We start from the raw sequence: 13,526 nt of genomic DNA on the forward strand, positions 1-13,526 counted from the left end.
TGGGGTTAATTAGGCGCTTACTATCAATCAATGTGGTTTGGCAGTGAAAAAAGATAGCCATACGTGAATCACTGAAACGACCTAATCGGATGGTTGTTCCTGTTCCAGTCTCAAGAGTAAGATAACTGGGTTGCCCCCATTTCAAAGTCTCGGTAATGAAACCTACCCCTTCTGTTTTTGCTGCAATGTCAAATATTAACTCTCTTATCGTTAATAACGGCACTTGATATAACTCAGGATAATGATCAAATACAGAGTGAACTTGGTTACTTTGAAATTCTGTCATAAGATTGCTACCTTATCCGTTAATTTGTGTATTGTGGTTATCTCACATCACTTTATCTTATATTAGAATGGTCAGGATATTATGAAAAAAATACTTATTTACATCGTATTTGTTTTAACTTCAATGTCTATGCAATCTATGGCTGAAGAGACCACATATAGTTTACGGGGAAATGATGGCAAAGAAATTACTTATTATTTGATAAAAAGAAATAGCATACCTTCTGAAAATCTTCTTGTTCTGATTCAGGGTTCTGATTGTAACAGTGTTATCAATAACCGGAAAATGATAGAAAATTTTGGCGCTACGTTTCCTGAGAATGATATTCTTTTAGTAGAAAAAGCAGGGCTCGATAGTAGTATTGGTAAAAATGCGATTGAAGTTAATGATTCGGCATGTCCACAGGTATATATTCAGAATGATTCACCATCAAAACGCGTTAAAGATTATCTTGCCGTATTAAATCAATTAAAAAACAAATACCGTCATATTGTCCTTATTGGAGGAAGTGAAGGCGCTCTTGTTACCAATATGATAGCGTCTGATGCAGATTTTATTACTGCTGCGATTTCGATTAATGGTGGTGGGCGTTTTTTTATTGATGATGTCATCCATAGCATTAAGCACGAAACTCCGGCAGAAATGTCCGATGAAGCAGTTAACAGTTTTAGAACTTTTGCGGAAGCAGCAAAGAAAAATAACTTACCTGCAGGCATGGTAGTCAGTGGACATGGTGCAAACTGGTGGTATGAGTCGTTATCCATTGATAATCAGAAATTGATCCAATCCAGTAAAATACCATTATTGGTTATCCAGTGTATGAGTGATAATAATACTGATGCGGCTGGAATACTAAAGGTGATGGCAGCTATTGATAACCCAAGGGTTTCTTTTAAGACTTATGATGGGTTAGATCACTTTTTCAAGGATATCGACGGAAATTATCATGCTGCAATAATTACTAAAGATATTAAAAACTGGTATCAGTTACAAAGCAAGAAAGCTGTTGCAAACAGTAATTAAGCATCGTCCTAGATTATGAATATAGGATAGTAATACGAAAACAGTCATCTTATGTAATCACTTAGATGACTGTAATTTTTTGTTTTCTAATTACATTGCTTCAATTAATCATCAGAAATTTGCACTATTTTTCGTTTGCGTATGTTAAGACCAGTTTTTCAAGAATATTTTTTGACTTCCGCCAAAGTAAAGATCCCCCTTCTTCATTTAGAACAAAATATTCTGCATTAGGAAAACGTGTTGACAGAATAGCCCCAAAGTCTGGTGAATGAACTGTGCTGGTATCCTGCCTTCCATACCATAGATGTACCGGGCAAGTAATATCTTCAGGTTCAAAAGGCCATTGCCCTAAAGCAATTAGCAAGTCTTGAACATAGCCAGCCGATCCCTGAGAGAAACCTTCATTTACACACTGACGATAAGCATTTGAAAAATCAGGCTGTGAATATAGTTCCAAATCTATTTCTGAACTATTGGCCATAATAAAATTGATTAACCAGTCAGCAGTCATATTTTCAGAAATCCACTGTTTAAACTTTTCTGGTGCTTCATTTCTCTGCTTAACCATGTTAGCAACATCTTGATTTAACAGTTTATGTGTTGCTGGGTAACTAAACTGATCCTGCCCGTTTATGATTGCCAGCCCAGTGACTTTGCAGATTTTAGTTAATGCTATTGCAAAGGTAGCGCCCTGTGAAAAACCTAAAACCATGCACTTTTGTAAACCACAATGTTTTAATATCTCTGTTACATCCTCAGCAACGCTAATCAGAGTTTTCTGGTTATGTTGGGATGAGTTACCCAATCCGGGGCGGTCTGGCACTATTAATCTGATATTTAATCTGTCTAGTTCCTTTTCTCCAAAGCCTAATGAGCCACTCATTCCAGCACCAGTGCAGAAAACAAGAGGCTTGCCTGTAATTGGTCCCCATTCGTACCAGTGAAGAGTACGAGTATCAGGAAGAGATAGGTTGCCAGTTCTTGTCGCTGGTTTTATGTTGTATTCGGCCATTTTTCCCTCAAAATAAATGGTCAATTATTATTCCCGGAGTGACTTAGCTCTTCCCTTCCAACACACTTTAATAAATTGAGCTAGCGATAGCCGTTCATGTATTGATAAAATTAAAAAACATCTAATATAACGTGAATAAGCTAGTTTTATAACTCTTTCTCCGTAAGATGCTCCCTGACTAGTTGAAAAGCATCAGTATTGTTATTCTGTTGGTAGTAGATTCTAATGAAGCATGAAAGTTACCAACTTAAATTTAAAATCTTTTAATCAAAGTTGATAACTCGTTTATTTTTAAGTCAAAATTTTTAAATTTATTTTGAACTAATCTGTTTCAGATCCTACTGAGTAGGTTATATTTTTTTAATATTTCTTTAACTCTGTCTTTAGGAATAGCATAAGAAGTATTACCATTTCTACCTACCATTGTTTCGGTCGCGAACATTGCATTAATGATGGCCTCTTCCGTTGCATTTATGGTTGCTTCATATAACGGGTCCAGTTTGTCATTTGGCAATATTTCTACTGTTTTTATCTCCTCTCTGGAAAATGCACCATTATTTGCAGTGGAAAATGCAATAAATATTTCACCACTGGTATTGCGGGCTACACCTCCTACTTTTGCAAGCCCAAGAGAGACCCTTTTAGCAATTTTTTCTAATTGGTGAGGCGCTAATGGCGCATCTGTAGCTACCACAGCTATTATAGATCCAGCATCTTTTATTTTTTTCTTATCTCCATGGTATAAATGAACTATTTTATAAAAAATCACGAAGTTAATTATTTTTGATATTTATCGAATTAAGTTACAAAAAAATGATAAAGAAGGAGAAGAGAAAATATGGCGGCCCCACTGAAACAGCTCAATTAAGCCGCCTGTCAGCATCAGATTAGTAATTCGCTTTCGGCCAGTCGGTATAACCTTTTGCACCATTACCATAATAGGCGTCCTGATTGACACTGGTCAGTTCAATGTCATAACGCAAACGTTCGACCAAATCAGGGTTGGAAATAAACGGACGACCAAATGCAACCGCGTCAACCTTTCCTTCCGCCCGGCGGGAAATAGCCATTTCCAGATTGTAGTCGTTATTGCCAATGTAAGCACCTTCAAACCATGACCTTAATTTATCTAAATCAATGCCTTCAGGAATCACACGGTCTTTTTTTGTAGTCCCTTCAACAAAGTGCAGATAAGCCAATTTGAACGGGTTGAGTTGCCTAATCAGATAGCCATAAGTTGCCATTACATCACTATCAAGCGGTGTGTTTCCTGCTTCAGTTGTCACTGGGGACAACCGGATACCAACCCGACCACTGCCCCAAACTCCGGTGACAGCTTCAACAACTTCCAGAACCAAGCGAACTCGGTTTTCAATAGAACCGCCATATTGATCAGTACGGTGGTTAGTTGAATCACGTATGAATTGTTCCAGTAGATAGTTGTTGGCTGAATGGATTTCTACACCGTCGAATCCTGCCCGTTTGGCGTATTCAGCAGCATGTTTGTATTGCTCGATAATGCCGGGGATCTCATTGGTTTCCAGTGCGCGTGGCATGGAAACTTCCTGCATTCCGTTCTCAGTGTAAACATTACCATCGGCTTTAATGGCAGACGGTGCTACCGGCGGTTCTCCGTTAGGTTGCAAATCGACATGAGAACAACGCCCGACATGCCACAATTGCATCACCATTTTGCCACCAGCAATGTGCACAGCATCGGTGACTGTTTTCCACGCAGCTACCTGTTCTTCTGTCCAGATACCGGGAGTCATCGCATAGCCGCGTCCCTGTAGTGAAATATTGGTTGCTTCTGAAATAATCAGACCTGCACTGGCCCGCTGAACGTAATATGTTACGTTGAGTTCATTCGGAACACCTTCCCTATTCACACGGCTGCGTGTTAACGGGGCCATAACTATACGATTAGCGAGTTCAATTTCTCCTAGTTTAGTGGGTGAAAAAAGATCGGTGCGAATGCTATTGTCAGACATAAGATTTCCTTTTTTTAATCACATAATCACAAATATTAATGCTATTTTGACAAGATTTGTTTATAACATATTTTAGTTAGAATATAACCAGGAAACAGTATGGGATTTTCACCACTTATCAGAGTATTATCAGCAAGCGATGTTTCAGAATATCAACAACTTAGATTCGAAGCTCTACGTTCTGATCCTGATGCTTTTGGTTTAACATATGAAGAAGAGCATACCAAAAGTGAACAAGAATTTATAACGATATTAACGGATTCTCTGGTGTTAGGTGCCTATTTAAATAGTGAATTAGTTGGCATGATCAGGTTTCAACGAGGTACTGAATATAAAAATTTACATAAAGGAACTATTTGGGGTTTTTATGTCAAACCTGGCTGTCGAGGTTTGAAAATAGGAGAAAAACTTATTGAAAAATTGATAGTTCTTCTGGAAGGAAATGTTAGACAAGTATCATTAGCTGTTGTTGAAGAAAATGTATCAGCGATAAATTTATATAAAAAATTTGGTTTCGAAATATTTGGCATTGAGCCCATGCCACTCAAAAATGACTCAATATACGTTAATATGGTATTGATGTACCTGATAATGTAGGTATCTATTTTTAACAACTTAATTCTTAATTAAGAATGATAAATTTTGGTGTTGAGTAAATTTCCGACAAAGACATTATGGGTAGCGTTGATATTGAAATATTTTCCTTATTAAAAAGCAAAATAGGTAGTACCACCTCTCTTTTGGTACACCTGTAATTCATTCAACAAATATCGAAACCAGGAAAAAATTCATGAATGCTTTACCTATTGTAGCCATTTTATTAATGTTATTTTCTTGTTTAGTTAATGCTGATGAAGTAAACACAGACTTAGATAAGAAAAATGAAGCAGCAACGGCACGTTTTTTCAGTAATCTGATTGAGACTAATAATCCGAATATTGCAGAACTAACTATGGCCATGAGAATGATGCCTAAGGGGGCAGATATTCATCTTCATTATTCTGGTGCAATGTTTGTAGAGAGTTATCTTGATTGGTTAGGGGATAAAGGATATTGCATTTATGATAGATCTGAGCCGAAACTTAAAATAGAGGTTTATCAGGTAGAAACACGTCAGAAGAATCAACTCCCGGAGGGAAATCAGCAATTTTGTCTCGATAAAGAGCAGATCATCGCAAATAATACCTTCTACCGAGAATTATTGGAGGTATGGTCAACTAAAGATTTCTATAACCATTATGATATACAGAAAGCCCCGGATCAGCACTTTTTTGACACTTTTAATTATTTTAGCTCGTTAGCAAAGCAAGATCTAAGGGCTGGATTTACTAAATTAAAAAATCGGGCCAAATATGAAAATGTTCAGTATTTGGAAATTATCTTACAAGAGGCGCCTTCTGTTGAATACCCAGATCTTGCGAAAGTGCTTGATACGTTAGATCCAAATGCCGATGAAAACGTCGTTTTCGCAGCGCTGGCTCCCTATGCGGAGTCTATGGCTAAGGACCCCAATTTTACGAAAAGTATATCTAACTACATCCAAACAGGAGAAGCGGCAATTTCTGGCATGGACGATGATAAATTTCGTGTTCGAATTCAAGCCTATGCTTATCGTGATGAACCCCGCGCTATTGTATTCTCAAGTTTATATTCAGCATTTTCAGCAGCACATGCCAGCAAAAAGATTGTCGGTGTGAATATCGTTGGGGCGGAAAATGATTATATCTCAATGCGTGACTATAAGTTGCACATGTTGATGTTTCGGTATTTAAAAACGCTTTTCCCTGATGTCCATTTATCTCTGCATGCAGGGGAACTGGTTAATGGAATGGTTCCACCAGAGGAGCTGGCAAATCATATTCAATATGCTGTAGATATTGCAGGAGCTGATAGGATCGGGCATGGCGTTGCTATCGTCAGGGAGGAGAATGCTTTGGAGTTACTCCGCATACTGAGAGAAAAGAAAATACCTATCGAAATAAACCTGACAAGTAATGGCTTTATTCTTGGAGTAAAAGGAAACAACCACCCGATAAAACTTTATCAACGTCATGGCGTTCCTTTCGTGATATCAACTGATGACCCTGGGGTTCTTCGTAGTGACTTAACTCAGGAGTTTGTAACTTTTGCCATAAACTACAAACCATCATATGCAGATATCAAAAAAACAGTGTTTAATAGCATTCAATACTCTTTTCTAACCCCAGAGGAAAAATCGACAGCATTGGAGGATCTGCGAGTCAGGTTTTTAGTTTTCGAATCAAAGATCGCAAAGATAGAGAAATCGCTGTACAAAAATGCGCTTGAGTTGGCTGAGCTGGATTAATTTCAAGTCGGTGTTTGCGCATATAAAAGGTCTGCTGCACGATTACACAGCTCTGTAAAGAGAGCAATTTCGCCTTGAGACATATTAGCAGCCACAATATAGCTGATATTGTGGCTGCTGTAAGAATATCAATCCCTTCTGACTTAACTTACCTTCTTATATAACCTGAACTTTGGATGCATTCCGGTTCGTATTTTTTGTCCATAAAATAATCAATTAATTTCGTAAAAGTTCTGACAGTGATATCCGGAAAATCAAATCCACAATTTTTAATCATCTGACGTGTCATTTGATTGTTATAGGTATTGTTACCAACACTCAAAGTCTGTTCTTTAAAAAGATGAATCAATGAACCTAATGCTACATCATCACCGTTGACAACCATTTCTTCGAGTTTTTCCAACCAAACTGACTGAGAAACAGTTTTGATGTTATAGCCTTTGTGTTTCAGTGCCAGATACACAGGGGTAAAGTCAGTGCCTTTAGGGTGAAATAAATGGAAGTTATGATGACCGGGTATTTTATTGGAAACTGACAATGTCACAATGACTTGGCTGACAAAATCAACAGGTAATAGATCTGTATTTAATAATTCTGGGTATAGCGCAATTCCCATTTGGATAAAACTTTTAATCTGACGCCACAGAAAGTCATCTTCCTGACATGCACCAGTGACACTGTCACCAGATATTCGCCCTATTCGGTAAATATTGATGTCGACACCTTGCGTTCTGGCTTGTTGTATATATTGTTCAGCTACCCATTTACTTTGGGTATAACCAATAGGTAGTGAATCCGGGTGATCCGGAAAACAATACTCTGTAATGGGTTGTTTAGGATAGTCTGATGCAAATACAGCGATAGTAGAAATGTATTCAAGTTTCTTATGTCGGTGGTGACAACAGAAATTAATGATTTCTACCATACCATCTACATTTGTCCCTTTAACGGAACTGTATGGGAGAATAAAATTAATATGAGCGGCTGCATGATAGATTTTAGCCACTTGCTCTGACAATAATTGATATTCTTCCTCATTTAGGCCAAATCTGGTTTCAGTAATATCCCCTAGCACAATTTCAACACGTGAAAAATCGATATCATGATCGATACCATAGCGATGAGCATTTTTTATTATACGGTTTAACCCTGCACGGTGATCTGTTGCCCTGACTAAACAAAATACTTTACCAGTCAGTTGCTGAAGTAACGAACGAAGAAGGTAGATACCTAAAAATCCCGTTGCGCCAGTGAGTAATACACCATCACTTTCCGATAGGCTTAGTTGCTGAACAGAAGTCCAATCGTGCTGTATGAATGCGTCGTTAATGAATGTATTTTGCATTTCGTTATTGTTTTTTTTGTCACTATTCAGATAGATATCAATAGAAGCGGCCATATCACGTAAAGTAGGAGCGCTGAACAGTAACTTGAGTGGAAAATCGACATTAAATTGTTTACGTAATAAATACACCAATTGTGTTGCTAACAGTGAATGTCCGCCGATATTGAAGAAGTTATCCCCTGCTTTAATTTGTCGGTTTGGCAGAACTTTTTGCCAGAGTGATTTTACTTTTTGTTCAATTGAAGTCAGGTGTTCTTCAGAGATACGACTATTTTCAAACTTATCCGTTGCAAAATCTGACAATTGGCTTATCTCAATACCATTTATCTCAACATCATGTAATGCCTTACGATCAATTTTTCCGCTTGGGGTCGTTGGAAGATCAGATAAAAATACAAACTCATTTGGGATCATGTAATCTGGCAGATGAGTACGTAATTCAGTTAATAGCTTGGCGCGCTCTAATGTCGCAGTTGTGGTTGCCACTATGAAAGCCACCAGCATTTTATTACCGGCGGAGGTTTCTTTACCAATAACAGCAGACACTTTCACACCATCCAGTGAATTGAGTATCGCTTCTATTTCTGCTGGTTCAATCCTGAATCCACGAATTTTTAACTGATTATCCAGACGCCCAAGGTACGTAAATGTATCATCAGATTTTAGCCTTACCAGATCACCCGATTTATAAGCATATTGGCTAATTACACCTGGCCAGTTTCCGGTTAGAAACCGTGTTTGGGTTTCATGCTCTTTGTTGTGATAACCGGGAGAAAGAAAGTCACTGACAATCCAAAGTTCGCCGGTTACTCCCGCCGGAACCATGCGCTTGTGCTCATCAAGCGCGAGCAGGGTAAATCCAGGTAGTGGATATCCGATTGATGCACTATCCCCCCATAAAGATACATCTGTCGGCATGATATAAGCAGAACAGACATGACTTTCTGACGGACCATAGAGGTTAATCAGTCTTCGGTCAGCATTAAACATATGCTTAATGTCAGAAGTGAGAACCAGTTGTTCACCGGTTGAATAGACTTCTTTAAGCGTCGGCAGTTGGGCTTTATTCATGACTGTTAATTGAGCCAAATGTTGCAGCGCAACATAGGGAAAATATGCGCGGTGAATTCCATTTAACGCAATGACATTTTGCAGATGATGCAGATCTTTACGCTCTTCTTCATCTGCAATATATAACTTTCCTCCGGTACACAACGTACCAAATATTTCCTGCACGGAAACATCAAAAGACAGAGACATGTAATGCAGAGTGCAATCACCTTCACTACAGACAGAGATCCCTTTTTGCCATTCCAACAGATTAGACAGTGTTTTATTCAGTAGACGTACTCCCTTAGGTTGGCCTGTTGAGCCAGATGTATAAATGACATATAACTCATCATCCGGTTTACGCTGTACTGATTGCCAATGACTATCCTGTGCAAATACCATTTCATCTAATATTACTTTGGAGATAGATACAGATGTTGCTGCAACAAGTTCACTTGTGGTAACAATACAATCCACCGCTGCATCTCGAAGCATATATTCAATACGTTCCGAAGGATAACCGGGGTCAATAGGAACATAGGCTGCCCCCGTTTTTAAAACGGCCAGTAGAGCAACGATAGAATCTTCATTTCGATTTAACAACAATCCGACCCGCGAACCTACACCGATGGTGTAATGTGTATAGATAAATTCAGCCAACTGATTAGCCCGATGATCTAACCATCCATAAGACCAATGGTTGTAGCGTGTCATTAACGCAATATGATTCGGGTGATTTTTCGCATACGCTTCGATCTCCCTGATAACACATTGATTACCCGTATCAGAAAATGGCGTACTTGACCGATTAGCGATGTAAAGTTGTTCTTCTTGTGTCAGGATATCAATTTCACCTAGCGTCTTTTCCCCCCATTTCCCCATAGATAAAGTGATTTGCTTATATAGCTCCAGCCAATATTGTATCGTGTTGCCTTCAAATAGTTCGGCATTAAATTCCATCACTAACTGATTGGATGTTCCTGTTTTAATAAAGAGGGTTAAATCATATTTAGCTGCCAGAATATATTGTTCGGAAAGTTTGACTGGAAAAGGAAAATCCTGGAATACATCATTGGTGGTATCAATCATGACAAGCAATGTCTGAAACACGGGGTTAGCTGATCCAAAGTTTTGACCCGTACCAGCAACCATGTCAGCAAAAGGTAACTGTTTGTTTAAATGAGCCTGAACAAAACGCTCACTCACTGACGCTGCAAATTGGTTCACTGTAATATTTGCATCTAAATACGACCGGAATGGTAGTGTGTTGACCAAATATCCCACCGTTTCCTCAAAATCAGTGTTATCGCGCAGCGTAAAAGGGATACCAATAGTGATATCTTTCTGACCAGACAGGTTATACAGCAAGAACTGCCAACACATGGCCATATACATAAAGGGTGTCATTGCAAGGTTTAGGGCTTGCTGAGATATTTTCAGTACATCATCACGGCTAAGTTGCAAGTGAAGATAACCCGCCTTAGTTCCTTTACTCTCTTTTCTGGGATAATCAGTCGGAAGATCTATCATAGGAGGATAAGGAGTCAGTGTCTCTTTCCAATATTCTTTCATTATGGAAGTTTCAGGTTTAGCCAATAGTTTTTGTTGCCATTGAGTAAATTCCAGATAGTCGGCACCGGTTTTCAGATAATGGTATTCTTTGTCTCCAAACCATTCACTTCCAAGTAAGTGGCAATAATATTTGAGAATATTTTTTACAATAATACGTATAGAAGGTGCATCGACGATAATATGATGGAAGCAACATACCAGCCAACACTGTTTTGATTCACCTGTTATCAAGCAGATATCGAATAATGGCCCTTTTGCCAAATCATATTGTTTAGAAGCCATCTGTTGAATAACGGTTTCCAGATGAATGATCTCAGTCAGTGTTTTATGGATAATTTGAGTATTACTGGGCTGTTCTATAACCTGATAAAGCTGATTTTGGTTAAATGCGAAGCGTGTACGTAAAACAGGCGTTATTTCCACAAATTGAGTGACTGCTTTTTCCAGCAAATGATGATCTAAATGCGTCCCTATTTCTACAAGTAATGGAACATTGTAACATTCAGGTTGGATCAATACCTGGTCAAGTAGCCACAATCCTTTTTGTCCTTGAGTACTGGGTATATATGCCCTGCTACTCAATTCAGGCGCATAGTCGATTAAGTTATCAACTAAACTATCTAGTGATGAAGAAGAAAAGATAATTTGTGTATTCACCGACAGGTCCAAGAATTCAGAGAGTAAATCTGCACATCGATTGGCATCATTAACAGAAAGAATACTTAGGTCATATTCGTTACTATGCCATTTTTTTTCATTATGCCGTTGTAAAAAGTTATCCAATGTATCCTTAACCGCTTTGTATAAAGTCTCATTTTCCATCTTTTCTCTCCAGCCGATTTTTCCTTAATTGAGTTGCCAATTTATACTAAATAATACACTCAAAGAAAAATAACCCTGTTAGATATATCTTCTCAATTAAATATTGATTTAATTATCTGAAAAAATTAATAGAACAAATTCCATAACGCAACTTTGAAATCAGTCAAATGACTTTTTTATTATTCAAAAGATAAAGCCTCATTAAAACACAACATTATAAATATCACAAACAACAGTTGCATTTTAAAAATTGACAATATATAGATAAATAAAAGACCATTTATATTATTCAGGCAGGATAAATTAATCTATTAATATAAAATGTTTAACTCCATTTTTAATAATGCTGGAGTTAAACAATCAGGAAGTGTTTAAAGGCAAAACTTAAGATAAAACTATTCTTAAGATAAAACTTTCTTATGGCAGTGCTGGCGTAAATATTCGGCTGTCAATGAATTACCCTGTTCAAACATCTCCTGTGGTGTGCCACTGAACATCACTCGCCCACCATCAGTTCCTGCACCTTCACCTAAATCAATTATCCAATCTGCTTCCGCAATAATGTCTATGTTGTGTTCAATGATCAGGACGGAGTTTCCTTGTTCTACAAGACGACGAAATAACTTAATAAGGACTGCCACATCTGAAGGATGAAGCCCGGTTGTCGGTTCATCAAAGACATACATATCACCTGTATTATTCAGGTAAGAGGCAAGTTTCAATCTTTGACATTCTCCACCGGATAAATGGTCAAGAGACTCCCCAAGCCGCATATAACCTAATCCAACCTCTTGAATATGTACTAATGTTGGGTGGATCTGACTATCTCCCTCAAAAAAATTTGTCGCCTGAGCAATACTCATATTCATCAGATCAACAATCGTTTTCCCTTTATACCTATAATTTAAAGATTTTTTATTGTATTTCTGCCCGTGACAAGCCTCACAAGGTAAAGTAACAGAATCCATAAAAGCCAAATCAGTTTCAATGACGCCTAATCCATTACACTCAAGACATGCCCCTTTGGCATTAGGTGAAAACCATGATTTGGTCACATTATTAGCCAACGCAAAGCGTTCTCGAATGTGATCAAAAACCCCGCTCCATGATGCAATATGAGAACGCTTAGAGGTATGAAGAGGTTTTTGGTCGATAACAACCGCATTTATATATCGAGGAACAACCTCCCCCATAATCAGGGAACTTTTACTCTGAATTAAACATGAACGGATACGTTTGTTGAGTCGCTGACCGTGGCAGACAGGGCACTGTTTCATTGAGACAATACCCTGAAATTCTTCACTTTTATGCTCTTTGCTATCCTTAACCAGATAGCTGCGCGTAAATCGGGTAATAACCCCTTCAAATCGGGCAGATTTAGGCCAATCAGGGGAAGGCGCGGCCGGTACGATGTTATCTGCATAAAGTAAAAGTTGGCGCTCTTCTGTCGTGTAATCAGCAATTTTCTTGTCATTATCAAACAAACCAGAATGAACATATCGGCGCCACCGCCAAGTCCCCGGAGCAAATGTGGAATATTGAATTGCGCCTTCATTTAATGACTTATTTTCATTCACCAGTCTTTCAACATCTATAGTGCTGGCAATACCTAATCTTTCACAGTTTGGACACATCCCTGATGGATGATTGAATGAAAAGATATTGGAATAACCGACAAAGGGCTTACCGATTCTGGAAAATAAAAGTCGCAGCAAAGTATAAATATCTGACGCCGTACCAACTGTAGAGCGGATATTTTCACCAATACGTTTTTGGTTAATGATAATTGCAGTAGTGAGGTTATTTATCTCATCCACATCCGGCTGACCATAGTATGGCAACCGATGCCGGATATAAGGCGGGAAAGTATCATTAAGCTGTCTTTGAGATTCCGCAGCAATTGTACCGAATACAAGGGAACTTTTACCTGAACCTGAAACACCTGTGAATACAGTGATAACGTTTTTAGGAATGTATAGATCAATTCCTTTAAGGTTATTTTGTCTTGCACCACGAATTTCAATTGTATTTTGTTCATGATTTCTCATTTAATTCACCTTGTACGCGTGCATGTCAGGAGAGGTAAGAAGAAAATTTTT

The 13,526-nt window shown here is 38.2% G+C and carries 9 protein-coding genes; 3 read left to right on the plus strand and 6 right to left on the minus strand.

What is annotated here, in order from left to right; all coding sequences use genetic code 11:
* The coding region (locus tag ABLA85_RS01085) for a hypothetical protein (protein WP_367960616.1) at positions 1-286 on the minus strand (286 nt) is incomplete at its 3' end.
* 81 nt (positions 287-367) lie between these two features.
* Here ABLA85_RS01085 and ABLA85_RS01090 point away from each other — a divergent pair.
* Complete coding sequence (locus tag ABLA85_RS01090; RefSeq protein ID WP_367960618.1) at positions 368-1,309, plus strand: acyl-CoA thioester hydrolase/BAAT C-terminal domain-containing protein; 942 nt, start codon at positions 368-370, stop codon at positions 1,307-1,309.
* Between the two features lie 124 nt (positions 1,310-1,433).
* Here the strand turns inward: ABLA85_RS01090 and ABLA85_RS01095 are convergent, their stop codons facing one another.
* The 3 genes from ABLA85_RS01095 to ABLA85_RS01105 all read right to left on the minus strand — a co-directional run bounded on the left by ABLA85_RS01095 (position 1,434) and on the right by ABLA85_RS01105 (position 4,312).
* Positions 1,434-2,345: an alpha/beta fold hydrolase gene (locus ABLA85_RS01095; RefSeq protein WP_367960620.1), complete on the minus strand. Its 912-nt coding sequence runs from the start codon at positions 2,343-2,345 to the stop codon at positions 1,434-1,436.
* A gap of 307 nt (positions 2,346-2,652) precedes the next feature.
* On the minus strand, positions 2,653-3,090 hold the full coding sequence (locus ABLA85_RS01100; RefSeq protein WP_367960621.1) for a P1 family peptidase: 438 nt from the start codon (positions 3,088-3,090) through the stop codon (positions 2,653-2,655).
* A gap of 118 nt (positions 3,091-3,208) precedes the next feature.
* The gene (locus ABLA85_RS01105) at positions 3,209-4,312 is read right to left on the minus strand and encodes an alkene reductase (protein ID WP_367960622.1); all 1,104 of its coding nucleotides are present in this window, start codon (positions 4,310-4,312) and stop codon (positions 3,209-3,211) included.
* A 99-nt stretch (positions 4,313-4,411) separates the two neighbouring features.
* On the opposite strand from ABLA85_RS01105, the gene ABLA85_RS01110 reads away from it, so the two are divergent.
* Positions 4,412-4,909, plus strand: a complete 498-nt coding sequence (locus tag ABLA85_RS01110; protein ID WP_367960623.1) for a GNAT family N-acetyltransferase — start codon at positions 4,412-4,414, stop codon at positions 4,907-4,909.
* Between the two features lie 193 nt (positions 4,910-5,102).
* Complete coding sequence (locus tag ABLA85_RS01115; protein WP_367960624.1) at positions 5,103-6,638, plus strand: hypothetical protein; 1,536 nt, start codon at positions 5,103-5,105, stop codon at positions 6,636-6,638.
* A gap of 148 nt (positions 6,639-6,786) precedes the next feature.
* Here ABLA85_RS01115 and ABLA85_RS01120 read toward each other — a convergent pair whose 3' ends face one another.
* Both ABLA85_RS01120 and ABLA85_RS01125 read right to left on the minus strand, forming a co-directional pair.
* Positions 6,787-11,427, minus strand: a complete 4,641-nt coding sequence (locus ABLA85_RS01120) for an amino acid adenylation domain-containing protein (protein ID WP_367960626.1) — start codon at positions 11,425-11,427, stop codon at positions 6,787-6,789.
* Positions 11,428-11,828: 401 nt separating this feature from the next.
* Positions 11,829-13,475, minus strand: a complete 1,647-nt coding sequence (locus ABLA85_RS01125; RefSeq protein WP_367960628.1) for an ATP-binding cassette domain-containing protein — start codon at positions 13,473-13,475, stop codon at positions 11,829-11,831.
* Positions 13,476-13,526 lie beyond the last annotated feature (51 nt).

It is taken from the genome of Xenorhabdus sp. SGI246 (assembly GCF_040838225.1).
GTDB classification, from domain to species: Bacteria; Pseudomonadota; Gammaproteobacteria; order Enterobacterales; family Enterobacteriaceae; genus Xenorhabdus; species Xenorhabdus indica.

What these genes read in the sequence shown, in the direction of transcription:
- ABLA85_RS01090 (WP_367960618.1), top strand. Translation starts at nt 368, where the DNA reads ATGAAAAAAATACTTATTTACATCGTATTTGTTTTAACTTCAATGTCT.
- ABLA85_RS01105 (WP_367960622.1), bottom strand. Translation starts at nt 4,312, where the DNA reads ATGTCTGACAATAGCATTCGCACCGATCTTTTTTCACCCACTAAACTA.
- ABLA85_RS01110 (WP_367960623.1), top strand. Translation starts at nt 4,412, where the DNA reads ATGGGATTTTCACCACTTATCAGAGTATTATCAGCAAGCGATGTTTCA.
- ABLA85_RS01115 (WP_367960624.1), top strand. Translation starts at nt 5,103, where the DNA reads ATGAATGCTTTACCTATTGTAGCCATTTTATTAATGTTATTTTCTTGT.
- ABLA85_RS01120 (WP_367960626.1), bottom strand. Translation starts at nt 11,427, where the DNA reads ATGGAAAATGAGACTTTATACAAAGCGGTTAAGGATACATTGGATAAC.
- ABLA85_RS01125 (WP_367960628.1), bottom strand. Translation starts at nt 13,475, where the DNA reads ATGAGAAATCATGAACAAAATACAATTGAAATTCGTGGTGCAAGACAA.